The sequence below is a fragment of the Corynebacterium sp. HMSC08D02 genome (genome assembly GCF_001807505.1).
In the GTDB taxonomy this organism is placed as follows: domain Bacteria; phylum Actinomycetota; class Actinomycetes; order Mycobacteriales; family Mycobacteriaceae; genus Corynebacterium; species Corynebacterium pseudogenitalium.
The window spans coordinates 139,521-165,109 of the sequence record NZ_KV789238.1 but is presented as its reverse complement, the minus strand read 5'-3'; the positions used below and the strand labels follow the sequence as shown (position 1 = coordinate 165,109).

Annotated in this window: 14 protein-coding genes and 1 pseudogene; 11 read left to right on the top strand and 4 right to left on the bottom strand. The window is 62.3% G+C overall.

Annotated elements, in window-relative coordinates; genetic code table 11:
- The 7 genes and pseudogenes from HMPREF3170_RS05095 to HMPREF3170_RS11290 form a co-directional block, all read left to right on the top strand.
- A pseudogene (locus tag HMPREF3170_RS05095) lies at positions 1-1,786 on the top strand (hypothetical protein); the annotation flags it as partial.
- A gap of 435 nt (positions 1,787-2,221) precedes the next feature.
- Positions 2,222-3,673 (top strand): Abi family protein, encoded by a 1,452-nt coding sequence (locus tag HMPREF3170_RS05090; RefSeq protein ID WP_070478228.1) that lies wholly within the window; start codon positions 2,222-2,224, stop codon positions 3,671-3,673.
- Between the two features lie 601 nt (positions 3,674-4,274).
- A complete protein-coding gene (gene pta, locus HMPREF3170_RS05085; protein ID WP_070478226.1) occupies positions 4,275-5,618 on the top strand; it encodes a phosphate acetyltransferase in 1,344 nt (447 codons plus the stop codon).
- Positions 5,619-6,821 carry an acetate kinase gene (locus tag HMPREF3170_RS05080; protein ID WP_070478224.1) on the top strand — a complete coding sequence of 401 codons (1,203 nt, stop codon included), beginning with the start codon at positions 5,619-5,621 and terminating at the stop codon, positions 6,819-6,821.
- Between the two features lie 159 nt (positions 6,822-6,980).
- Entirely contained in the window at positions 6,981-10,256 is a 3,276-nt protein-coding gene (locus HMPREF3170_RS05075; protein WP_168161624.1) for a YPDG domain-containing protein, read from the top strand.
- Between the two features lie 13 nt (positions 10,257-10,269).
- Positions 10,270-12,708 carry a hypothetical protein gene (locus HMPREF3170_RS05070; protein WP_070478221.1) on the top strand — a complete coding sequence of 813 codons (2,439 nt, stop codon included), beginning with the start codon at positions 10,270-10,272 and terminating at the stop codon, positions 12,706-12,708.
- Positions 12,709-13,235: 527 nt separating this feature from the next.
- A complete protein-coding gene (locus tag HMPREF3170_RS11290; protein ID WP_083290870.1) occupies positions 13,236-13,919 on the top strand; it encodes an Abi family protein in 684 nt (227 codons plus the stop codon).
- Between the two features lie 240 nt (positions 13,920-14,159).
- Here the strand turns inward: HMPREF3170_RS11290 and HMPREF3170_RS05065 are convergent, their stop codons facing one another.
- Genes HMPREF3170_RS05065 through HMPREF3170_RS05055 form a run of 3 tightly spaced genes read right to left on the bottom strand, consistent with a single transcriptional unit; the run spans position 14,160 to position 18,773 of the window.
- Complete coding sequence (locus HMPREF3170_RS05065; protein WP_070478220.1) at positions 14,160-16,424, bottom strand: serine/threonine protein kinase; 2,265 nt, start codon at positions 16,422-16,424, stop codon at positions 14,160-14,162.
- On the bottom strand, positions 16,411-17,415 hold the full coding sequence (locus HMPREF3170_RS05060) for a transporter substrate-binding domain-containing protein (RefSeq protein WP_246814919.1): 1,005 nt from the start codon (positions 17,413-17,415) through the stop codon (positions 16,411-16,413). Before HMPREF3170_RS05060 ends, HMPREF3170_RS05065 begins: the two co-directional genes overlap by 14 nt.
- Positions 17,412-18,773 carry a hypothetical protein gene (locus HMPREF3170_RS05055; RefSeq protein ID WP_070478218.1) on the bottom strand — a complete coding sequence of 454 codons (1,362 nt, stop codon included), beginning with the start codon at positions 18,771-18,773 and terminating at the stop codon, positions 17,412-17,414. Before HMPREF3170_RS05055 ends, HMPREF3170_RS05060 begins: the two co-directional genes overlap by 4 nt.
- A gap of 107 nt (positions 18,774-18,880) precedes the next feature.
- On the opposite strand from HMPREF3170_RS05055, the gene HMPREF3170_RS05050 reads away from it, so the two are divergent.
- From HMPREF3170_RS05050 to HMPREF3170_RS05040, 3 genes are read left to right on the top strand one after another with little or no spacing between them, the layout of a single operon-like run.
- On the top strand, positions 18,881-19,312 hold the full coding sequence (locus HMPREF3170_RS05050) for an NUDIX domain-containing protein (protein WP_371327489.1): 432 nt from the start codon (positions 18,881-18,883) through the stop codon (positions 19,310-19,312).
- The gene (locus HMPREF3170_RS05045) at positions 19,305-20,258 is read left to right on the top strand and encodes an ABC transporter ATP-binding protein (protein ID WP_070478216.1); all 954 of its coding nucleotides are present in this window, start codon (positions 19,305-19,307) and stop codon (positions 20,256-20,258) included. The genes HMPREF3170_RS05050 and HMPREF3170_RS05045 overlap by 8 nt, the downstream gene beginning before the upstream one ends.
- Positions 20,259-20,260: 2 nt before the next feature.
- On the top strand, positions 20,261-20,989 hold the full coding sequence (locus HMPREF3170_RS05040) for an ABC transporter permease (RefSeq protein ID WP_070361845.1): 729 nt from the start codon (positions 20,261-20,263) through the stop codon (positions 20,987-20,989).
- A gap of 101 nt (positions 20,990-21,090) precedes the next feature.
- Here HMPREF3170_RS05040 and HMPREF3170_RS05035 read toward each other — a convergent pair whose 3' ends face one another.
- Entirely contained in the window at positions 21,091-21,897 is an 807-nt protein-coding gene (locus HMPREF3170_RS05035; protein WP_070478214.1) for an endonuclease domain-containing protein, read from the bottom strand.
- A 298-nt stretch (positions 21,898-22,195) separates the two neighbouring features.
- On the opposite strand from HMPREF3170_RS05035, the gene HMPREF3170_RS05030 reads away from it, so the two are divergent.
- Positions 22,196-25,588 (top strand): Rib/alpha-like domain-containing protein, encoded by a 3,393-nt coding sequence (locus HMPREF3170_RS05030; protein ID WP_141742206.1) that lies wholly within the window; start codon positions 22,196-22,198, stop codon positions 25,586-25,588.
- The last annotated feature ends 1 nt before the right edge of the window (position 25,589 follow it).

Sequence of the window (25,589 nt, the reverse complement as noted above, 5' to 3'; positions counted from 1 at the left end):
GCAGGACACTGGCGTCAAGGTCAACAACAAGGACAAGGACACCAATGTCACTGCTAAGGATGAGGACGGCAAGGACATCCCGGTCGAGATCGATGAGAACGGTAACGTTCACGTCACCCCTGGCACCGACGTTGATGGTCCGATCACGGTGACGGTCACCGACCCTGACCTGCCTGGTGGCGAGACTGAGATCGAGGTCAAGGTCAACGGTCATGAGAAGGGTCGCGATGACAACAACTCTGACTTCAAGGTTGATGATTCCGGCAAGAAGCCGGTCGACCCGACCAACGAGAAGCAGGACACTGGTGTCAAGGTTCAGAATCCTGACAAGGACACCAAGATCTCCGCGAAGGACGAGGATGGCAAGGACGTCCCGGTCGAAATCGACAAGGACGGTAACGTTGTCGTCACGCCTGGTGAGGACGTTGATGGCCCGATTACGGTGACAATCGAGGACCCACGTCTTCCTGAAGGCAAGTCTCAGGTTGAGATTGACGTCAATGGCCACGAGAAGGGTCGCGACGACAACGGCAAGGCAGAGACCAACGTCAACGCTGACGGCAAGAAGCCCGTCGTGCCGAACGGAAAGGAGCAGGACACCGGCGTCATCATTAACAACAAGGATGGCGACACCAAGGAGTCTGCAACCGACAAGAACGGCAAGGACGTGCCGGTCCGCGTCGGCGACGACGGCAAGGTCTACGTCACACCTGGTAAGGATGTCGAAGGACCGATTAAGCTGGTCGTCGAGGATCCGGACCTGCCTGGTGGCAAGGCTGAGATCGAGATCGAGGTCGACAAGGCCCAGAACCCAGGTGGCGAGGAAAACAAGCCGGGAACCGGTGACCAAACCGACCCATCCGAGGGTGACAAGCTCGGTGACAACGTTGTGGCGTCCTACCCGAAGACCGACGTCAGGCCGGGTGCCACGGGTACTGCCAAGGTTCAGCTGAACAAGAAGGACGGCGAGAAGGTCGGAGAGGCCGTCGATACGCCGAAGGGCACGACGGCGACGATCACCAAGCGCAACGGCGGCGAGCTGCACGGTGCGAAGTGGGACATCAACACTGAAGCTTCCGCGAATGTCACTGGTCAGGCACCGTCGACGGAGGACCTCATGAAGGCCTTCAAGACGGCTGACGCTAAGGGCTGGGACGACTTCACGAAGAAGTTTGCACCGCTTGCAAACCCATCGGTGGATGTCACCGTGAAGAACAGCACCGGCGAGCACACTGGTGTGAAGGCGTCCTTCACCCTGGTTGGCCAGGACGGCAAGTCCATCCTGGATGCGGACGGTGACTTCGATGGCGACGGCGTGAACAACGGCGATGAGCTGAAGAAGGGCCTCAACCCATTCGACGGCAACGATGGCAAGATCAACGCTGGTCGCTGTGCCGCATCCGCTGTGGGCTTCGGTCTGCCGCTGATCGCGCTGCTGCCACTGGGTCTGGCTTCCCAGATTCAGATCCCTGGCCTGAGCGATTTCGCCGCACAGGCAAGCGCTCAGCTGCAGGCTGCGAACACCCGCATCCAGCAGCAGGCTGGCATCTTCAACCCGGAGATGGCCAAGCAGGTTGAGCAGATCAATGCGCAGCTGCGTACCGTTGGTGCGGATCTGGGCATGGTCGTCGGCGGTATCGCACTGATCGCGGCTGGTATCCTGGCCGGCACGATCATTTACGACAACTGCAAGCCTGGCGGTCCTTCCTCCTCGGTCAAGGACCTGGAGCTGAAGGGTTCTTCCGGCAAGACCGTGCAGTTGTCCTCCAAGGAAGAGCAGAAGTAAGGGGCACGTTTAGCTCACAGTGACCCCTCGTGGGTGACCCGAGCTAAACGATTACTGACCGGTCTCTGAGAAGCGAAAAGCTGCTGTCCGCCGTTTGTGGCGGGCGGCAGCTTTCTGCATTTTTACGGGCGGGGTAGCGGCTCGTCGCGCGCCCGCGCCTCAAATTGCTCGAAGCGTGGGATTAGAAGCGTGCGATGCAGGTCGCGCATTCTCACCGCCCCGGGGCGATTTTCGGCGACCAGCATCGCACTCCTTTAACACCTCGACACGAATGAAAGCAGCACGAAAGCCACGCACAAACAGTGCATGTACTTCGCCTACCCCGCTGGGGTGACAGCACGCAAGATCAATGCTACAATGGCCAGCATCACGACTAGCCGTCATTTCCGATAAGGAAAGGCGGCTGGTTCTCTTTCTGGCCCTTATAATGCGACTATGCCAAAAAGCAAGTACAATAAACCGTTTCTCGAAATCGAGGATCAAATTTCGTTACTCGAAGAGCGTGGTATGTCGTTTAAGGACAAACAGGACGCCTTTGGGCGACTGCAATCGATTGGGTACTACCGATTGTCGGGATATTGGTATCCGTTTCGGTTACCTCCAAAGAAAGAGGGTGATCCTAGGTCGTCGAATTTTAAACCTGGCACCTCATTTGAAAAAGTTTTAGAAATTTACGAGTTCGATAGCTATCTACGCATGGCAATTCTTTCCGCTATCTCCATCATAGAAGTAGCCATTCGTGCGAGAATCGGATACGCGCTAGGGCAGCTCGGCGCATTTTCGCATTTGGATTCGTCAAAGCTTGAGCCGGAATGGTTTAAAGAGGAATGCCAGACGACTCAGCATCATGGTTGGCAGAACACGTGTATGTGGGAGGAAAGCCGTCATCATAAATGGGTGAGGAAGCTGGAGAAAATCGAAGAAATCTCCAATGAAGCATTCATTGCGCATTTCCACAAGAAATACGGAAAGCCCCTTCCCATTTGGGTTGTAACGGAAATAATGACTTTTGAACAGCTGAACCTATTATTTTCCGGGATGAGGCAAAATGAGCGTCAGCAGATAGCGGTAGAATTTGATCTGCTTCAACATGATGGATCCGGTGATGCGCATGCATTCTCAAGCTGGATAGAGCATATACGACAGACTCGGAACTACTGTGCGCATCATGCTCGGTTATGGAATAGAAACCATACTGCACCCTTCTCCGTCCCAAGTAACATCAAAGAACTGCAGCATCTAACAGCAAGTACTGACACTGGCTATGCAAAGGGTGATCTCACTCGACCTCTAACAAGGATTTACGGGTCGTTGTCCCTCATCATTTTCCTGCTAGCTCGCGTACATCCGGAAAACACCTTCTGTGACTCGATTGTTCCTAAGATTGAGGGGTTCTTTCGAAAAGACCCAGATCGAATTTATGATATGGGGTTTCCCGAGGGGTGGGAGAACCAAGCCATCTGGCAGCCTGACTACCAGCGTGATGCTGACCTTGTTGAACAAGCGAATCTTCTTAGGGGTACTCCGCTTCTCTATGCAGCTGATGCTGGGCCGCTCCTGCCTGCAAGGTCAGAAGACAAATTTACGGGAGGAAGAAGCTCGTTGAACTACTACAGAAAGAACGGAGCCCTTTTATCAGTTCCAGGGGTAAAAGCCCACCGTTACCCCGCTTTTCAATTTAACCGAGTCGCTGGGGACCTTTTCCCTGCAGTGATTGAAGCTAACAGGATTCTGTTGAATGGAAGTCAGGGTACGGAAGAGGAAAGGTGGAGCGCTTTGAAATGGTGGAACACAGCTGTCGAGAATGAGCTTAAAGGCAAAAGCCCTCAACAGGCTCTCATACAGGGGGAGCTCACTCCCGAGATTGTAAGAAGTATTCTTCGGTAGCCTTGCCATTTCGCTCAAAAGTCTTTTTGCATGGTTAAGGAGTGACCTCTGAGGCGGTTAGCTTCGAATTGAAAATGCTTCCTGGCGACTGTGCGATAGTTTCACTAGTCAGCGTAGTAGCTTCCGGACGCGTGGCCGACCCCTAAAACCCCTAAAACTGCTCAAAGCGTGCGATTAGAAGCGTGCGATGCAGGTCGCACATTCTCACCGGCCAGGGGCGATTTTCGGCGACCAGCGTCGCACTCCTTGAACACCTCGACACGAATGAAAGCCATGGAGCGCCACCCTGCCAACCCGAAAAGTTCCCTTGCTCAGCTGTGAACGGGGAACAATCTTCGTAGACAGGCGTCCCGACCTGGGGAAACATAAGCGTTGGTCGACCGAACCCGGCCCAAAACCGAAAATGGTTCCCGGGCGCGGGAACTTTTTTGAAAGGCGAGCCAGCGACCCGGCGAGCCGGCGACCCGGCCACCGCCACAACTGAGACCCAGCGCCAGAAATCAAAGAAATGTGAACTAGGCCCCATTTGTCTGCCCGCGTGTCGTGATGGGTCTGTAGAATGATACGCATTTATGTCCGCCACGATTCTAAAGGCTGGGTTATGGCTCAACATCTACTGCTTACCTGCACTAACACGAACCTCGGCAGTGCTGATGCTGACGCGCTCGCGGCACAGCACGGCCTCCAAACCATCCACGTCACGGGGGAGACGCTCGCCGAGGCGTACGCCACCTGCGCCGACCAAGAACAGGGCACCTTGTTCGTGGGCCAGGGGGAGTGCTCCTTTGATGCGGAGCTCGCCGCAGCGCTCGGGGCTGCGGTCATCGTGCTTATCGACGCCCCGCAGCGCGCACCCCTCGCGCAACGGATAGTGGAACGCCACGGAGCAACGCTGCTCGCCACGGTCACGGACGTTGAGGAGGCCGCTGGCCTCACTATCCCGGAAGTCGCGCCGGTGATGTCTCCGCTGGTGTTCGGGTCGCGCCTGCTGGGTCAGGCTCGCGAGGTCGGCGCGCACATTGTCCTGCCGGAGGGCGAGGATGCCCGCGTGCTCGAGGCGGCGCACAGGTTGTTGGAGGGGGGCGTCGCGAAGCTGACGCTGCTGGGGGACGTGGACGCGATCACCGCGAAGGCGCGGGAGCTTGAGCTGGACGTTTCGGCGGCGACGCTGCTGGACCACCGCACCTCCGACCTGGCTGAGGAGTTCGCGCAGACCTTCGCTGAACTGCGCAAGTCCAAAGGTGTGACTCTGGAGCAAGCACGCGAGACGATGCAGGACGTCTCCTACTTCGCCACCATGTTGGTGCACACCGGGCGCGCGGATGGCATGGTTTCGGGCGCGGTGCACACCACGGCGGAGACGATTAAGCCGGCGTTCCAGATCATCAAGACGCGCCCGGAGGCGTCGGTGGTCTCGTCGATCTTCCTGATGGTGATGCAGGGCCGCCTGTGGGCGTTCGGCGACTGCGCCGTGAACCCGAACCCGTCCGCGCAGCAGCTCGGAGAAATCGCAGTGAGCTCTGCGTTGACCGCCGCTCAATTCGGTATCGAGCCGAAGGTTGCGGTGCTTTCGTACGCCACGGGCAGCTCCGGCGCGGGCCCCGACGTGGAGCGCGCGGTGAAGGCCGTCGCCACCGCCCGTGCTATTAATTCCGACTTAATTATCGACGGCCCCCTTCAATTCGACGCTGCGTGCGATGGGGGCGTCGCGAAGCAGAAAGCACCCGACTCGCCCGTGGCGGGGCAGGCGAACGTGTTCATCTTCCCCGACCTTGAGGCGGGCAACGCCGGGTACAAGATCGCGCAGCGCACTGGCGGCGCGCTGGCCGTCGGCCCGATTCTGCAGGGTTTGAACAAGCCGGTCAACGACCTTTCGCGCGGTGCGACGGTCGATGACATTGTGAACACTGTGGCCGTGACCGCGATTCAGGCAGGGGTGAAGTAAATGAGCTACGTACTGGTGATTAACTCTGGTTCCTCTTCGGTGAAGTTCCAGATTGTGGACCCGAATTCGGATGCCTCGGACGCGCCGTTCGTCTCCGGACTTGTCGAGCAAATCGGGGAACCCCAAGGCCGCATTACCATCAAGCACGGCGAGGACCGCTGGGTGTTGCAAAAATCCATCCCGACGCACAAAGATGGGCTGGAGGAGGCGTTTCACCGCCTGGCGCTGCGCGGCGTGAGCCCGAAGGACCTGGATGTGGTGGCGGTGGGGCACCGAGTGGTGCACGGCGGCATGGTGTTCAGCCAGCCTGAAATCATCGTGGACCAGGTTGTCGACATGATCCGGGACCTGGTGCCGCTGGCGCCACTGCACAACCCGGCGAACATCGACGGCATCGAGGTCGCCCGCGAACTGCTGCCGGACATCCCGCACGTCGCGGTGTTCGACACCGGCTTCTTCCACTCCCTGCCGCCGGCCGCGGCGCTCTACGCCATCAACGCGGACGTGGCCAGTCAGAACCAGATCCGCCGCTATGGCTTCCACGGCACCTCCCACGAGTTCGTCTCGGGCCAGGTGCCGGGGCTGATCGGGTCCGACCCGAACCACACCCGCCAGATTGTGCTGCACCTGGGTAACGGTGCGTCGTGCTCGGCGGTGGCGAATGGGCACGCGATCGATACGTCGATGGGACTCACCCCGCTTGCGGGCCTGGTCATGGGTACGCGCTCCGGCGACATCGACCCGGGCATCATCTTCCACCTGGCGCGCCACGGCGGCATGAGCATCGACGAGATCGACGAGCTGCTGAACAAGCGCTCCGGGGTGAAAGGCCTGGCCGGTGTGAACGACTTCCGCGAGCTGCGCGCCATGATCGAAAACGAGGACGGCGACGCCTGGCTCGCCTACAACGTCTACATCAACCGGCTGCGCAGCTTCATCGGCAGTTACATGGTGGCGCTGGGCCGAGTGGACGCGATCACGTTCACCGCGGGCGTCGGCGAGAACGACAAGTTCGTGCGCGCGGACGCCCTGGACAATATGGAGGCCTTCGGTATCAAGATCGACCCCGAGCGCAACTCCCTGCCGAACGACGGCCCGCGCATCATCTCCGCCGACGACTCTCGCGTGAAAGTACTTGTCGTGCCGACGAATGAGGAGCTCGCCATCGCGCAGAAGGCGGCGGCGCTCGCGCGCCGCGCGTAGCCTCCCGTGCGCCTGCCTGTCATTGTTCAACACCTTTGTTGTATGGCCGTTATTCGTTAGAATTTAAAACGGCATGTCAACAGCTGTAAAGGCAAATGTCTGCATAGTGAGTACACTGAGTAGCGTTTAGCAATTTACGGAAAGTTTTAAGAAGGAACGATGATGGGCAACGTGAGCGGTCGCAACGGGGCGAAGCGGCGAGGTGGGGTGTCGGTAGCGGCATGCGCACTTGGGGCATCGTTGATAATCACGGGTGCCCCGGCGGTGGCAGGTACAGCCACGGCGCAGGAGCCCACTGCTGAGTCCACGTCATGGAAAACGCCACGCACTGAGGCGGCCCGTACGGACGTCACGTTCCCGGACCTCGTCGTCGCGCCCGGCAAGACTGAATCGTCGAAGCCACAGCTGAAGCGCAACTTCTGGACTGCCGTCTGGAACAAGATCGGCACCCCCGTGAAGTGGGAGCTTAAGGAAGGCTTTTCGACGCCCACCGGCTGGCACCTCACGTTTTCCGACGACGGCACCCTCAACGCCACCGCCGGCGAAGGCATCGAAACCACTACGTTCAAGGTGCCAGTGACCATCACCTTTGCTGACGACTCCACCAAGGACGTCGAAGCCAACGTCACCCGTGCGGATGGCCCAACCATCGAGCCGGTCAAGGACCAGAAGTACTGGGAGGGTCGCCTGATCCAGCCGCGCCGCGTGATGGCGTGGAACGTCCCGGCTACCGCGGTCCTCGAAGTCGAGGGCCTGCCCGCGGGCCTGAGCACGTCGGCGCAGGCGCGCCTCGGCTCTGGTTCGTACTTCTTCATCAACGGCCGCCCGGCGCAGACCGGCACGTTCAACGTCACCGCGCGTGTCACCGGTGCAGGCGAGACGCTCGAGGAAACGTTCACCATCACCGTCGCCGACTCGGCTGAGCTCGGCGAGCCGGAGGACGCCGACATCGCACCTTCCGAGGTCCCGCCAGTGCGTCCCGGCACCGACGTGCACATCCCGCTCGACGTCGAGGATGCCTCCTCCGTGGAGGTTGAGGGCTTGCCGGAGGGCCTGGAGTACGACGGCGAGCAGCACGCGATCGTCGGCACACCGACGAAGGAGGGCACCTCCGAGGTCGTTGTGGACAAGGTCACGGAGGACGGCACGCACAAGCGTGATTCCTTCGAGCTGACGGTGGACGAGAGCGCACCGGAGCCAAGTGAGCCGACCGACCCGTCCGACCCTTCGGACCCTTCGGACCCCGAGGGTCCCGCCGCCCCTGACCAGTTCGAGTGGAACCCCATCAAGGTTCGCGCCGGCGAGGAAACCGGCGTGACCCCTGCTCGCTCCACGCAGGGCGTGCGCGTGCTCGCGGAGCCCGGGAACCCGGATTGGTTCACCGTCTTCGCCAACGGCGCCGTGTACGCCGCCCCGTCGCGTGACGCGAAGCCGGGCACCTACACCATGAAGGTCCGCACCGAGAAGGGCGAACAGGACACCATCACCGTCGAGGTCACGGCAGCCGTCAAGGACTCCGAGCGCTACGAGTCCTCCTATTCGGACACCTACGTCCGCGCCGGCGGCACCGCCACCTCACCTGCGCCGTACGCCCGCCTGGGCTACAACGGCATGGTCTTTGAGCGCCAGCCGCTGCCGAAGGAGGCGTCGTTTAGCACGAAGTCCGAAGGCGTGAAGCTGAACCAGCACACGGGCCAGATCACGCTTTCGGCGGACCTGACCGCGGAGGAGGGCAGCACTATCGAGGTGCCCGTCACTGTCACCTACCCGGACGGCAGCACGAAGGAGATCATCGCGCACTTCCAGGTGCTCGCGCCGCAGTTCGCGCAAACACAGAAGTTTGAGTACGAGCGCCGCGAGGCCTTCGAAGGCGAAACCATCAAGGTCAACCTCACCGAACCTTTCGACCCCGCCTCCGACCCCGAGTTCGCCATCCTGACGAAGGCCTCCAAGTACCAGGGCTGGGACCTGTTTATCGACGCCACCACCGGCACCATCACCGCCACCGCCCCAGCGCAGGACGCGAAACCGCTGAACGTGGAAGTCGTTGCGCGGTACGCGGACGGTTCCCACAAGACGGTCGTGGCCGTGATCGGCGTGCGGGACGCGAAGCCGCAGGCCTACACGTCCAACCTGGACTTTGAGGACGCCGTCGTCGGCGACGACGGCACCGTCACCATCACCCCGAAGGGCGACATCCCGACCGGCGTGAAATTCGAACCGGAAGGCGCAGCTGCGCTCGGCGGCGTTGCTGGTCTGCGCGTGGACGTCGACGAGAAGACCGGCCAGATCAAGGTCACCCTGCCGAAGGACGCCAAGCCCGGCCAGGGCTACGACCTGGGCGTGCGCATCAACTTCCCCGACGGCGGCTCGAAGGTAGTGCAGCTCAACGTCGCCCGCGACTCGCAGGCCCACCGCGAGCAGCCGTCCTGGATCCCACTGGGTGTCCCTGTCGGCGCGAACCCCGTCACGCACGACCCGAAGGTCGCACCGAAGGGAGCCACCTACGCCATCTCCGCAGACTTCGCCGCGGACGGCTGGAAGGCCGCCGTCAACGCGACCACCGGCGCGCTCACCGTCGCCGCCCCCGCATCGGCGCACGTCGGGGACCGCACCATGATCCCGATCGTGGTCACCTTCGAGGACGGCTCCCAGAAGCTCGTCGAGGTGCAAGCCACCGCCGTCAAAGCGATGGGCGGGGCAGTCTCCAACGCGTACGACCCAACCCAGGTCCGCGCAGGCGAAACCGTCACGCTCACCCCGACGCTGAAGGGCGCGCACTACTCGCTGCTCAACCCAGTCGGCGGCCTCGACACTCGTATCGACGCCACCACCGGCGCCCTCACCGTCGGCGCCCGCCCGAACGCAGTTCCGGGCGTACGCGAAGTCCCGGTGCGCATCAACTTCCCGGACGGCTCCACGACCATCGCGAACGCACGCATCTCCGTGTTGACCACCGACGGCAAGCCGTCCCTGGCCGAGGCCACCCCAGAGTTCAACGACACCATCAAGGCCTACCCGGGCAAGGCGACCACCTACGTAGTGCCGAAGCCGGCCGGGGCCGCCAAGGAGGCGTTTGCCCTCGGCCAGCTGCCGAAGGCGCTCGCCGACTGGAAGATCGGCATTGACGCCACCACTGGCGAACTCACCATCACGCCACCTGCTGGCACGGCACCTGGCATCGTGCCAGTCCCGGTCGTGGTCAGCTTCGCAGACGGCTCCCAGGCCACCAAGCTCCTCCGAGTGCAGGTGGTGAAGGGGCCGCAGGAGGTGGAGAAGGGGTCGTCGACAAGCAGTGAGATTCCGCCAGGGGTCAAAATCGCGGGCTTCGTGCTCGGCCTGCTCGCCTTCCTGGGCGGGCTCGGATACTCCCTGTACGAACACCGCGACTTCTTCCGCACATTCCTAGCATTCCCAATCAACCCGCAGCGCTGAGAGGACAACGACAGTGACCGGCAAAACCAACAAACAACGCATCGCAGCGATACTCGCAAGCGTTAGCGTCGCCGCAGGCATCGTCGTGGCTCCACACGCGGATGCGGCCATTACCCCAGGCAGCTTCGCCATCGGCGTCAACCGCGACTCCAACGTCGGCAACTTCCGCGTCGACGTGAACAAAGCGCGCGTGTCCTGGATGTACTTCAACCACCCAGAAAGCACCACGCGCCTGCTGCAGAACGCCTTCTACATCGACGGCGCCGTCAACGGCTCACCCATGAGCTACGTCGGCAACGCCACCGAAGTCGTCGAAGCTAAGCCCGTCGGGAACACCGACCGCGTCGTGCTGCGCCATACCGACCCCAACTCCGGCGTCGAAATGACCCGCACCTTCGTCGTTGGCGACGACTCCATCCAAGTCACCGTTGACCTGCGCAACACCACCGGCCAGGCCGCCAACATGCGCGTCGAGATGGCTAGCGGCATCATCGACCGCGACTTCCAAGTCACCGGCGTCCCCCGCGGCGACGGCTACCACGTCGACGTCAGCAACGCCTACAAAATCAACATCGACTTCATGGGCGCCACCAGCAAGGGCAAAGGCGAACAGCGCCACGACGCCATCAACCGCGGCACAGGTGACGACGCCCACTTCGTCGCCGGCGTCTGGGAACAAGACGTACCCGCCGACGGCACGCTGCGCGCCACCACCGCCATGACCCTCGACGTCGCCCAAGGCACCATCGACACCGACGGCGACGGCTTCCCCGACGAATGGGAAGAAAACGGCTTCACCGACGATAACGGCAATGTCTTCCCGCTCCAGAAGTGGGGCGCGGACCCCAAGAAGGTCGACCTCTTCCTCCAACTCAACTGGATGAAGTCCGAATGGGAAACCAAGAAGTGCTCCGAGCAGCGCAAATACGCGCCAACCGAGGAAGACTTCCGCAAGTTCCTCGACTGCTCCGAAGCCAACACCAACGTGTACCGCCCGTCGCGCCAAACCCTCAACGACCTCGTTGACGCCTTCGCGCAGCAGAACATCAACCTGCACATCGACGCCGGCGACTACTACAACCCAATGCGCCTCGAGCACCCACAAGGCGGCCCGACCGAAGACTTCACCCCGTACTACTTCGAAGGCAAAGTCCCCGGTATCAAGATGCTCGAGGACCGCGACCGCCTCCTCAACGGACGCCAAACCGTGTTCCGCGTCGGCGTCATCGGCGACCAACAAACCCGCACCAACTTCTCCTCAGGCAACGCACTGATCGGGGACGGCGCTTTCTACGTCGCAAAGAACCGCATGATGACCTCGCAGGACCAGCTGCGAAACACCATCCTGCACGAGTTCGGCCACAACCTCGGCCTGACCCACTCCGGGCCACTCGCCGACACCAGCCGCCCAATCTCTGACTACGTGCCCGGCTACCTCTCAGTCATGAACTACCTCTACCAGTTCACTGACTTCCGCTACTCCAACGAGCACTCTCGTCCGACGGGCAAGCTGCCGAAGGCATGCCAGACCGTCCAGTGCTACACCGGCGACTACGACATCGACCCCGACTGGCCAAACCTCGCCTTCATCGGCGGCCAAATCGGCCGCGCCAACGGCACCACCGGCACCCCCGGCCACGACGACCACGAACACGCCGACGACGAACCAACCGTCCGCGAACTCGAGGTCTACTCCGCCGAATTCAACAACGGCAAGGCCGGCCTGCGCGTGCGCAACGAGGAGCGCGCTGGCAACATCATCATCGCCAACCGCACCGACTCCAAGATCGCCTTGGAGCTGTCCAACCTGGGCATCGACATCCACAAGTTCCGCCTCCAGGCCACCTACCCAGGAGGCCGCTACGAGCAGGAATACACCATCGAAGGCGCCCTCAGTGACGAGTCCAAACTGCCCATCAGCGTCCCGATCACCAACACCGCCGGCTACACCGGCTCCACCATGCCGATCACATTCCGGGTGTTTAACCAGGACAACGATATTGTCGCCGACGAAACCATCGAGTTCTCCGCCCTCAACTACAACGGCGAAGACACCGCGAAGCTCATACGGGAACTTCGCAAGAAGAAGTCCGACCTGCTCAAGCGGGCAGAGCAGACCGTGGGCAAGGCGAAAGGCGGTGCCGGGCCACGCCCAACCAAGCCGCTGGCAACCCAGGCCAACGCCGTCATCCCGACCCGCGCCGGCCAAGCACCAGTGACCTCACTGAACGCCGCGCCGAGCGGAACCTACGACGCCCCGGCTCCCGCGCGCCCTGCCAAGCCGACCACTCGCCCAACCGCCCACCCTGCGCCTTCGACTGCGCAGCAGCAGAACCCAGGCAAGGGTGGGGAAACGGGTGGCCTGTCCGGCGGTGCCATCGCCGGCATCGTTGTCGGCCTGCTGGCGCTGCTCGGTATTGTGGCCGCAGCCGTCGGCCTAGGCGGCTTCTAAGCTCGCTGATTGGGTTTGTACCAAATTCCCCCAGGTCCTAGGGCTTCAGCCCGCGAGCTGGGGGAATTTCTTTTGGGAGCTGGGGCCACGAGCGTGCACACCACATTCCTTCCTGCGGAGCCCACGAACTGGGGAAATGTAAAACCCGTCCGCCGAAACCCCGGAATGTGGTGCGCCTAGCTAGGGGGCAGTGCCAAGAGGCGCAACTCGAATTGGACCAGATGTTCAAACGTACTGGTAGTAAAAGGGCTAGATAAAAGCGAATGCGTCTTTTGGCACTGGCATCTCAAGCGGCGCACCAAATTCCCTCCCGAGAAACCAACGACCTGGAGAAACGCAAAGCTTGCCCGTCAAAATCCCGGAATGTGGTGCCAGGTGGACGTGGGAAAGCAGTGACCCCAGCGATTTGCAACTTAATGCAGGGATCGTCCTGGGGCCTTCGCTGCTCGAGGCTATCGGATTCGAAGGGGTAAGTCAATGTATTGGCGATATCGCGACCGTTTCGTTTGGTGTATACACTTCGTGCTATGCCTGCACGTGAGAATCAGCCCGTCCGTCAGAACCCAGAAGTCTCAGCTTCATTCACTGACCTAGAGTGTTGGTTCTCGGTTCCGCGTATGGAGACCTTTTCGAACCAGAAAAACCCTGTGGACTTATACCTTTGGAATGCACGACTGGCCAAAGCATTCCTTGAAGACATTGAGCATTTTGAAGTACTGCTGCGCAATTGGATTGATCGATGCGTTGCTAAAGCTTGGGGGGAGAGGTGGTATGACAATATAAACTCCCCGTCGAATCCCGCTGGGCTGAACTTTAATAGCATTGACAAGCGGGGCATAGCGAAGGCTAAAAGGCGCGTGGGAGAAGCGGATCCGCCTCCGGGGCGTGTGATTGCAGAGTTGACGCTCGATTTTTGGGTTCACATATTTGATAAGCGGCATAGTGCGACTATCCACCCAAAGCTTATCTCAGCCATTAAACATCGTCATTCTATTGAAGACTTTGCAGTCGAGATACAGATTGTTTACCGACTGAGGAACCGTTGTGCCCATCACGAGCCGTTGGTCAAGGCGGATCGCAATGTGGAGTGTGAAAATGTTGATCGGGCATTGCGCGCAATTGAGAATGTGACCAGCTGGATAAGTCCTGATGCGGGTAGATGGATAATGGGAAATTCTCGGGTAAGAGGGGTGTATGCTCGACGCCCCTAGTGGAGTGCGCACGAAATTCCCTCCCGGGAAACCGGCGACCTGGGAAACGCAAAAACCTGCCCGCCGAAATCCCGGAATGTGGTGCGCCTGGCTAGGGGCCAGTGCCAAAAGACGCAACTCGAATTGGACCAGATGTTCAAACGCGCTGGTAGTAAAAGGGCTAGGCAAACTCGAATGCGTCCTTTGGCACTGGCGCCTCAAACAGAGGCACCAAATTCCCCTCCAAAACCCAAGCAAACCCTAGAACCACGTCACGGGGCGGATCTTGTTGGCCATGTCGACGAGGTCGAAGCGGTGTTGGAGGTAGGGCGCCACTCTGGCCAGGGCGCGCAGGGTCCTGGCGAGTTCGTTTTGGAGCTCGTGGGCGGTGAACCTCGTGTCCAGGATGGGGGAGGGGTCGGGTTGGTGGCCGTCGAGGGTGTAGGTGAGGGCGGCGCGGAGGATGAAGACTTTGATTTGGAGGTAGCGGGGTTCGGTGTTGGGGATGCGTTGGAGGCGAAGGGCGGCCTCGCGGATGCGGGGCTCGGTGGGGTCGGTGACCAGGCTGAGGATGGAGGTGAGTTGGGCGAGGCGGTTGTGTCGGGAAGCGACGGGGACGCGGTCCAGGGCTGCGGCGGCAAGCTCGGGTTGGTTTTCGTGCATGAGTTGGCGGGCCAGGCCGAATGCGGAGGAGACGGTGGTGGGGTTGGTGCTCCAGACCAGGGCGTAGAGGCGGATGGCGTGGAAGCGCAGCATGGCGGGGTTGGTGGTGACCATGGACCAGTCGGGGTCGAGGGAGCCGGTTTCGTGGAGGTGCTCGAAGACGGTGTTGGGGAGTTCGTCGAGGTGGCGGTTCATGCCGGCGGCGCCGCGGGCGACGCGGGGTTCCAACAGCGCGGTGTCGTGGAGGTCGGCGGATTGGAGGAGGAGCTCGGCGACGGCGGCAAGCGCCAGTTTGGAGGCGGATTCGCCGGGCAGGATTTGCAGGACGCGGGAGAAGGCGACCTGGGCGTCGGTGTACTTGCTGGTCAGTAGGTTGGTGATGCCGGTGTACCAGTGGTAGCGCCAGTTCTTCCGCAGGCCCTCGTCAAGTGAGTCGAGCCAGGTGCGCGCTTGGGTGGTGAAGCCGAGGTCGAGGAGGGTGCGGGCGACGGCGAAGGGGATTTCGATGGAGTCCGGGTGGCGGTCCTCGGCGAGCGCTTGGCGCAGGGCGGCAAGCGTTTCGGAGGGTTCGGAGTAGGTGGTGCTCTGCAGGGTGGCGGCGCCGGGGTCGGTGGCGTCGACAAGTGGGACGGGCAGGGCGATGTTGACTTCCTGGGGGGTGATGGTGACGGTGCGGGTGATGCCGTCGATAAGTTGGTCGGTGCGGAAGACGACGTGCTTGGTGCCGAACGTGCGGCGCTGCGGGGAGAAGAGTGAGTGTTGGGCGGGGAAGGTGCGGCCGTCGCGGATGGCGAGCACTTCGCGCAGGACGCCGAGAAGTTGGGCTTCGAGTTGGGTAACGGAGTCGAAGCGGTCGTCGCGGTTGGGGGCGCAGCAGCGGGCGATGAGTCGGTAGAGGGAGATGTAGCGGCGGAAGAGGGGTTCGGTGGTGGGGGTGGGGATGTCGGCGTCGTGTGGGAGGTCGATGATGAGGGCGGCGAGGGTGCGGCCGATGGTGTAGATGTCGGATTGGACGGAGGGGCCGTCGATAGCTACTTCGGGTGCTTGGTAGCCCTTGGTGCCGTAGATGAAGCCGTAGGAGCCGATGCCTGAGACCGCGCCGAGGTCGATGAGTTTGACCTGGTCTTCGGTGACGATGATGTTGTCGGGCTTCAGGTCGTTGTACACGACGCCGCGCGAGTGCAGGTAGTCCAGCGCGGGCAGCACTTCGAGGATGTAGGCGATCGCGATGTCCACCTCGCACCTGCTTATCGACGGCCCACCTACGTACTCCATCACGATGAACCCGCCGGGCACGCGCGGGTCGTCGATGAAGTTGAAAATCTTTACGATGCCGGGGTGGGTGATGTCGGCGAGGAACTCGCGCTCGGCGACGGCGGCGGCCTCCTCGTCCTTGTTGCGGGCCGAGTGCAAGCCTTTGAGCACCACGTTTCGCCCGGAGACGAAGTGGTCGGTGGCTAAATAGATCCAGCCCATGCCGCCGTGTGCGATGGTGCCGAGCACCTCGTACTGTTCGGCGACCAGGTCGCCGGGCTTCAGCGCCGGGGCGGGGACGCCTTCAAAGGTGGATGGGTCCCGAAGGGCGTCGTTGGGGTTGATGGGGTGGACCCAGGGCAGTTCGACCATGCCGTCGGCAACCGTGCGGGTCTCGCGCTTCGTGCCGCGCAGTTCGCGGAACCGGTCGAGTGCGCGGCGCCGCGAGCGTTGCGAGGTATCCTCCTGCCGCTTCTCCTGACGCAGCGCCTCGAGGTCCTCGAGGAGGGCGGACATGGAGTCGTCGTACTCGAAGAGGTCGTCGTCATCGTCGTCGTCGGCGAAGGGGTCGAAGGCGACGGCTTCGGTGCCTGGGTCATTCGTGCTCATTGGGTTCCTCCCGGTACATCAGCGGTGGGGGGTAGGGGTCTGTGGTGGAATCCGCCAGCCACTCCTGGAACATGCGGTGCCAGGTGCCGTCGGTGCGGACGCGCTCGATGGTCGCGTTGACTTGCCGCACTACTGAGTCGTGCTCAAGCGGGATGCCGACGGCGTAGTACTGGGTGGCCAGCGCGTCGGGCAGGATGTCGGTGTGCGGGTCCTGGGCGAGCATGCCGGCGAGGATGGCGTCGTCGGCGATGATGGCGTCGGCCTGGAACTGCTGGGTGGCCATGAGGCAGTCGGACCAGGAGCGGGTGCGCAGCACCGGGGAGTGCGGAGCGAGGGTGCGCACGATGTTGAGCAGCGTCGTGCGGTCGACGACGCACACGGTGCGCTCTGGCAGGTCGTCCATGCTCGCGATGCCGCGATCAATCGGGGCCAGCACCCTGACCTGGGACTTCAGGTAGGGGGTGGAGAACGCCACCTTGGAGGCGCGCTCCGGGGTAATGGACATCGTCCTGATCACAATGTCCACGCGCCCCTCCCGGAGCAGCTCCGCACGCGAGGCCGAGTCCACGAAGCGGAAGTCCACCGCCTCGGGGTCGTCGAAAAGGTCGCGGGCGATCTCCCGGGCCAGCTCCACCTCGAACCCGCGAAGCTGCCCGCGCACCATATCGCGGTAGGACAGCAGGTACTGGGACTGCTCCACGCCCACGATGAGCCGGCCGCGCTCCCGGATCTGCTCTAGGGCGGGGTCATCTTCCGGAGTGGCTGCGCGCGGGCGCAGCGAGCCCTCCCAGTCCAGGCCGTGCGGCACAAACTCCATCGACGGCTGCTTGCCCGCGCCGTCCAGCAGCGCGCCGGGCGGCAACGGGATTGCCTCGTGCGCCGTGGACGCCGCCCCCGTCGGCAGCTCTTCCAGCGAGGACTGCGGCGCACACCCCACTGCGCCCGCTGCCACCGCGAGCGCCACCAACAACGAGCCAGCCCTGCGCATCATACGTACTCCCTGAATCGCCGCTGCACACCGAACCACATGCTGATGACCGCCAGCAGCGACAGCAGTGCGACCACCGTCGACACCAGCCTTGTCGCGTCCAGGGAGGTGTGGATGTAGTTGCGCATCTCGGCGCGCGCCGACTCAATCAACGTCACCATGTTCGCGTCCAGCTCCGTGTACGCGGTGGACGCGCTCGGGTGGTCCGCGCTATCGACCATCAGCACGTCGACGGCGCGCTCAAACCGGCCGGCGTCCAGCGTCGAGACGAGTTCGCCGTGCGCCTGCGACCACTGCTCCAGCGCCCTTCTTGCCGACGCCACCTCCGGCGCATCCGACGCCGTATCCAACGCCGCGCTCACCCCCTGGTACGTGGACTCGAAGGACTCCGCCGACTCCGCAACGGACTGGCGGCGCAGCAGCGCCATCGTCTCGTCGGTGCGGGTCTCCTGGGCGCGGAGGCGGGCGTCGGTAAGCTGGCGCAGCGGTGCCGCGGCCTGCTCGAACCCGATGACGCCCGAGCGCCACGAAATGAAGTTCGAGCCCGCGACCCACGCCAGCGCCACCACCATCGCCGCCGTCGCCGCCACGAAGCCCTTATTCCAGCGGCGGCGGAACGTGCGCCACAGCCACCACTGCGCCCCCGCCAGCAGCAACAGCGCCGCCACCAGGCCCGAAAGTGGCACCCACTGCGGCGCGTTGAGGCGCACCATCTCCACCGCCACCTGGCGCTGCGTCAGCGCAAACAGCGTGTTCGCCGAGGTGATCATCCGCTCACGCATCATGCTGGACGCCTCCGACATATACGACACGCCCACCGGGTTGCCCAGGCGCTGGTTCACCTTCGCGCGCTCCATGAACGCCACGTACAGCGGCAGGTCGCGTTGGATGGAGCGCACCAGGTTCTGGATTCGCTCCTGGTCCTCCGGCCGCGTCAGCTCCGAGGCGCCCTCGTAGATGTCGCTCGCCGCGATCACCGCCTGATCTATCGACGCCAAATACGCCTTCACCTCATCCGGCGTCATCAACCCTGCCTGCACGAAGCCCGTCGTGGCCACCGTGTCCGCCTGCGACAGTGAGGTGAGCAGCACGTGCGCGGAGTGGTTCATCGGCTCCGTGGTCTGCACCAAGACGTCGAGCGCGTGCTGGCGCTTACTCATCGACTGGCTCTGCGCGAACCCAATCGCGCCCACCGCCACCGTGAGCACCAGCATCATCGCCAGCATCTTGCCCGGCGTGGTGATCACGAAGTCCGCCAGGCGCCGCGCCGCGCGAATCGGCCCACTCGACGCGCGCTGCTGCGGATGCAGCGCAAGATCATCCAACCAGGCGTCGCTGGGAGGTGGCGTCGTGACAGTCATTCCTCAACCATAACCACCGCGCCCGACCTATTTCTAGGAAACGACCTACAGTGGAACACATGCAAGGAGACGGCAACGGATGGGTCGAAGGACCCAACGGACAGAAAATGTGGGGCAAACACGGCGCCGCGGGGCTCTTCCTGCAGGCCACGCACGGCGGCGAGCCCGTCGTGCTCATGCAACACCGCGCCCCTTGGACCGCCCAAGGCGACACGTGGGGCATCCCCGGCGGCGCCCGCGACTCACACGAAACGGCCTCCCAAGCCGCCCTCAGGGAGACGGAAGAAGAATGCGGTATCGATGGGGGCGAAGTGGACGTCGAAAAGGAATTAGTGACGTCCGGCCCCGCACCCAGTGGCTGGACCTACACCACCGTGCTCGCGCGCGTGCGCTCCGGCGAGCCACTCGAGACCACCGCCAACGAAGAAAGCGTTGAGCTGCGTTGGGTTCCCCTGAAAAAACTCGAAGAACTCGCCCTACACCCGGGGCTGCGTGCCGCGCTGCCAAACATTCTCAGGCATACTGTTTCGCATGATTGAAGTCCAAAACCTGTCAAAGGTCTACGGCCCCGTCCGCGCCGTCGACGACGTGAGCTTCCGCGTCAAACCCGGCATCGTCACCGGGTTCCTCGGCCCCAACGGCGCAGGCAAATCCACCACCATGCGCATGATCGTCGGCCTGGATAAGCCCACGTCAGGCAGCTGTCTTATCGACGGCACCAGCTACCGCAACCTCAAGCGCCCCGCCCAAAAAGTCGGCGCCCTCCTCGACGCCAAAGGTGTACACCCCAACCGCTCCGCCCGGGCGTCGCTGTTGTGGCAGGCACAGGCCTCCGGCATCCCCGCCTCCCGCGTCGACGAAGTCCTCTCCCTCGTCGGGCTGACCGACGTGGCGGGCAAGAAGGTCGGCGGGTTCTCCCTCGGCATGGGGCAACGCCTCGGCATCGCAGCGGCCCTGCTCGGCGACCCCGAATACCTCATCCTCGACGAACCCGTCAACGGTCTCGACCCCGAAGGAATCCGCTGGGTCCGCTCCCTGCTGCGCGCGCTCGCCCAGGAAGGCCGCACCATCCTGGTGTCCTCCCACCTCCTCGCCGAGATGGCACAGACCGCCGACCACCTCATCGTGATCGGCAAGGGCAGACTCGTCGCCGACACCTCCGTCCACGACTTCATCAAGGCCCACTCCGGCTCCCGCGTTGTGGTGCGTGCCGCTGATGATGGGCTTTCTCGTTTGCAGGGGGCCGTGGAGGCAGGCGCGCCGGGCGCCACCATCAGCCCAGGCACCGACGCCGACGGCCGACCCAACCTCACCATTAACAACGCCACCCCCGAAACCATCGGGCGCATCGCCTTCGAAGCCGGCGTCATCCTCACCGAACTCAGCGAACACCACGCCTCCCTCGAAGACGCCTACATCCAATCCACCGAAGGCACCGAACAGTTCGCATCCCGCTCCGAACATACAGTCCAGGAGGGCAAGTAACCATGAACCTCATACTTTCCGAGTGGACCAAACTCCGCAGCACCCGCTCCTTCTGGTGGACCAGCGCCGCCATGATCATCGTCGCCGGCATCTACGGCGCACTCTTCGGCTGGCTGGCCAACACCTCCGGCATGCCCTACACGCCCCTGACCGTCGTCTCGACCGTCTCCATGACCATCGGGATCGTCGTCATCGTGCAGGCCGCCATGACCGTCACCACCGAATATCGATTCGGCATCCCCGCCACCAACTTCCGCCTCACACCGCAGCGTTGGCGAGTCGCCCTGGCCAAAGTCGTAGTGGGCGTCGTCGGCGTTGTGGTTGCGACGCTGCTAGCCGTGGTCGTGGCGTTCATCCTTGCCGACCTCACCACCGCCGTCCCCGCAGGCTGGACCACAAATAGCGCCACCCAGCGCGCCCTGTGGGCAGTACCCCTCGGCATGGCGCTGCTCACCCTGTTCACCCAGGGTGTCGGCTGGATCGTCCGCAACACGTCCGCCGCCATCGTGATCGGCCTGTCCATGATGCTCCTCCTGGAGACCATCGTCGGGTTCATCCCCAAATACGGCCAAGACGTTGCCAAGTTCCTCCCCTTCAACAACCTCATCGCCTTCATGATGAACCAACCCACCCAACACTGGGAGCTCGGCGCCTCCCTCGGCATTTTCGCCGTGTGGGCCGTGGCGTTGTGGGTGATCGGCGTGCTGTTGACTGAGGCGCGGGACGCGTAGCTTGATAGCAGTGCCAGAAGACGCAATCTCCTAAGAGTACCCCATTAAAACCGCTGGTTATAAAAGGGCTATATTTATAGGCTTGCGTCTTTTGGCACTGTTCACATTCGGTCAAGTAATTCTTCCATCCGGGGGACCACCTCATGGAACGTGGCGGCGGCGAACCTGACCACGGTCCAGCCCTCCAACGCCAGATCCAAGTTGATTCGGGCATCCTTCTGACGCTGGTCATACTCCCAATGGTGCTGGCCGTCATACATGATCCCGATTTTGAGCGGTTCGATGGCGAAGTCGAACGTCGTTACGAGGCGGCGGCCTCTATATACCGGGACTTGCTCACTTAGTTTCAGTCGGCGCTGCTTTGTTACGGCGTGAAGTATCAGGCGCAGCTCGGTTTCGCGCGGCGAGTCGGCGAGCTTGCTGGAAAGCTTGAGTACCTTGTTGAGCCATCGCTTCTCCACGCGCCAGTCCGCTGCTTGGCGCAGCGAAGATGTTGAAACGTTGAGGTGCCTGCGAACGCAATCCACCAGCTGCACTGCCCGTACTTGGAGGGGGTCGAGCCCCTCGGGCGTGATGACGGCAGGAGAGTGCTCTCCGCTTTTTAGCATCTGGATCGCCTGAATCGTGGCGTACGCGGGGGCCGCTGCGTAGATCGTGTGTCCGAAGTGGTGCACTGTTGTGAGTGCGATACCGTCGGCTCCCCGGCGTTTGAGTCCGGGCGTTGTTGGGGTAGGGGAGCGGGTCTTACTGGTCGGGCCGATGAATGTGACGGGGGCTGCGTCTGTAAGGTAGGGCAACCTGTAAAGGGTGAGAGCTGAGTAGCCGCTGGCGATGTGGGTCGGCCATTGTTGTGCGTAGTCGAGGATCATCTGTAGTGCCTGCGGTTGCGGTGTTTGTCTGTAATTCATATTTGTTTAGACGCATTTGATGGGCGCCTGGTTTCCTTGTTCTTCCACAATTTCTGTTTACAGTGCCAAAGGACGCAACCAATAAGCTCTAGCACTTTTGTGACCAGGTGTTATTGCGGTGTCTGTTTTGGGAATTGCGTCTCTTGGCACTGGGCAGATTTGGTGGGGAACTTTCTTGACCCACAAACCACACCCGCCACATGAGAAAACATTTAAAAAGTTGCGGAGGTTTAGGCAAAACGAATAAGGGGGACTACCCTGGGAGTGTCATTGGCTTTTGCTGCAGAAAGGATTCGTTGTGGCGAATAATTGCGGCCGGGCAGCAGATGAAGCTCGCCGGGCGGGTTCGCGTGTGCGGACCCGGTTGCGGAGGGGTGTGGTTGTTGCGGCGGCGGCGTTGATCGTGACGCCGTTGGTGCAGGTTGCAGGGCCAACAGAGCTGCAGGTGCAGGCAAATGCGCAGGCGCAGGGCCCGGCGCTGGCCGAGACGAATCCAATCAAATACAAGCTGTTGGAGGTCAGGCCCGGGAAGCTGGGCCGCAGTGAGCTGGAGTCGGGAGACCTGGCGACGATATCCAGGGTGGAGAAGCTTTATAAAAAGATTGATTTTTCAGGAGTGGCGTGGAGGCCTTCGCCCACCAGCGGCGCTGATGCTCCGCGTCGCTACCAGGTGAGCGTGTGGGCCCCGGAGACTGGGGTAATCGCCGGGGTTTATGACAGAGAGGTGCTGTCGGGGAAGGACTCCATTTATAAGTGGAATCCTCAGAAGTTTTTGGATGACCAGTCGAAGATCAACGAGCTGGACTTCGACATTAAGTTCACGGATGGCTCGGTGCAGGAGCGCGCGGTGTTGCCGCTGCGTCTCTTGGGTCTCGACGGCCGCCTCGCCAACGATCTGGATGGGGATTTTGATGGCGATGGTGTGTCGAATGGCGAGGAGGCCAAGAAAGGCGCGAACCCGTTCGACGCCAGGGATAGGGGTGTCGCGAAGAATCCGTTGCCGAAGCTTCCGGAGACGACAACGCCGACGCCTACTTCAACTACGATGAGCGCAAAACCGCAGCCAAAGCCGTCGCCGTCGAGCAGCACCTCGCAGCCACAACCGCAGCCGCAGCCGCAGCCGAGCAGCGCGCAGCAGACGAAGCCTTCGAGTGCGAAGCCGACGTCGACAAGTGTGAAGCCGACTACGACGACGCGGAAGCCATACATGGCTGAGCAGTACGACCCGTACCCGGGCGAGCTGTTGGTGCGGCTGAAGCCGGGCCAGGAGTTCCGAAGCGGGACGCCGTTCGGCAATGCTGAGGTGAAGGTGCGCTCGATTCGGTATAAGGGCGAGCAGAACGGCAGGAAGTCGCCGGCGCTGGACCACGCGCTTGTCGACGCCTCCGACGGCAACCGTTTCGTTGTGAAGGCGAAAGGCCTGGAGGCGTTCGCGGAGGCCTACGAGCAGGAGTTTGGGAACTCGAAGCCGGAGTTTGAGCGGGTTTCGAAGTGGTTCATGAACACGTTCATCACGCATGCGCGCGTGGAGGTGGACTACCCGGATAACTCGTCTGATGCGAAGGATTTCTTGATCGGGTTTGTTGGCGAGGACGAGCGTGTGTTCTCCATCCCAGCCGCGGACTTCGACGGCGATGGCGTGAGCAACGAGGACGAAGTGAGCTTGGGGACGAACCCCTTCTCGCCGGACAGCACTCCTCATGAGAAGCCGAAGTTCGCGATTACCTCGAAGAGCGTAAAGCCTGGCGAGGTGTACGAGTTCGTGCCGTCGGCGAAGTTGGACCCGAATACCAAGTTCCTGGGTGCGGAGGGCTACCAGGTGTCGCTGACGCCGGATGGCAACGTGCGTGTTGTCGGCAGCAGTGACAAGTGGAATCACAAGTTCTCCTTCAAGGTGTGGGACCCGCTGTACGAAGAGCTGGCGACGCTTCACGTCGAGTCTGATTTCTCGGAGGATTGGACGCCGATCAACGTGAAGGCGGGGACGACGCTTGAGACGAACGTGATGAGACCGGATGAAATCGCGAGCGGCATGGAGATCGTCTCGACGAAGGATGAGCTGAAAGCCGGTGGGGTGCCGGATTGGGTCTCCATCGGTAGGGACGGCGAGGTGTTCTTGAAGCCGCCGCGCTCCGAGGGCGGATCGAAGGGTGAGCGCAGGTACTGGGTACGGCTTTCCACCGGCGAGCAGCGGGTGATTAAGGTCAACGTGCTCGACCCAACCCCGTACGCCGAAGAGTACAAGTTGCAGTACCCGGACGTGTTCGTCCGCCTGGGCGAAGAGACCCGCAGCCACGCGCCGCTGGCGACCCTGACGCAGGGCGCCGAGGTGTTCTTCAACCAGCCGATCCCGGAAGAGGCACAGGTCTCCTACTCGATCGAGGGCGAAACTGACGCGAGCGTCGTTGAGCGGGAGGGCACCGCCGAGGACGGCGAGCAGCCAGGCATGGTCACGTTCAAGGCCACAGGCGACGACCTGGAGGCCGGTGACGTCGTGCAAGTGATGGTAAAGGCCAGCTTTAGCGACGGCTCCACCCAGCACGTCCCCGTCTACTTCAACATCCTGCCGCGCCAGATCGCGGGCAGCTACAACCACGCCTATGAAACGGGCCGCGAGGTGCTGCCGGGGACGCCGATCGTCCTGCATAGGACGGATGTTCGCAACGTGCCGGAGGGCACCGACTTCGTGTTCTTCGAGGACGCCGAGGGCAACAAGAACCTCAATGGGTGGAAGGTGTCCGTGAACCGTGACACCGGCAACCTGGTCGTGCGTGCGCCGGAAAATGGTGCCCGGCCGCTGGACGCGGTGGTGACGGTGTCCTACCCGGACGGCAGTTCCACCGATGTGCCATTCCACGTCGGGGTGAAGCACAGCAAACCGGACGCGGAGGCATTTACGCCGAGGTACGCGCCGGAAACGCTGACCGGCGGCACCCGCACGTCCTACGAGATGTTGACCCCGGTGCCGGAAAACACCACGTTCTCGATTGAGGAGAACGCTGGGTTGGATGTGAGCGTCGATACGAAGACGGGCCGCATCACCGCCGTGCTACCGAAAGACGCGCCGGGCGGCGCCAAGTACAACGTGCGCGTGCGTGTGAAGTACCCCGATGGCTCCGAGGAGTTTATCGACGCCGAGCTGCGCAAGAAGGCTATCGCCGACGAAGAGCGCCCGCGCTGGAGCGACATCTACGTCAACGCCGGCGACTTGGCTTCCACGCCGCAGGGCCAGCGCGTCCCGCCTGAGACCACCTTTGGTATCGACGCCAGCTTCGCCGCCAAGGGGTGGCAGGTGCACGTCGATAAGTATTCGGGCAGGTTGCAGGTGCTGCCGGACGCGTCGGTGAAGCCGAAGTCGAAGGTTGAGGTGCCGGTTGTGGTGACCTACCAGGACGGCTCGCAGCGCACCGTGAAGGTGTCGGCGTACGTGCGCGAGCCGCGCCAGACCGCTGCGCCGACACCATCGACAGAGGCACCCACGTCCACGCCGACACCGACCCCGAGTACCCCGGCGCCAACGCCGGAGCCGGACCCAGCCCCCGAGACTGGGAGTTCGGCAGCGGGGTGGATTACTGTAATTCTCGGTGCACTTGGGTTCCTGGTAGGCGCCGGTTTGCTCGCGCTGCAGGAAGTCCCAGTTGTTCAGTCGAATCTCAGACACCTTATGCGTGACCTGGGCTTGAGGAGGTAAA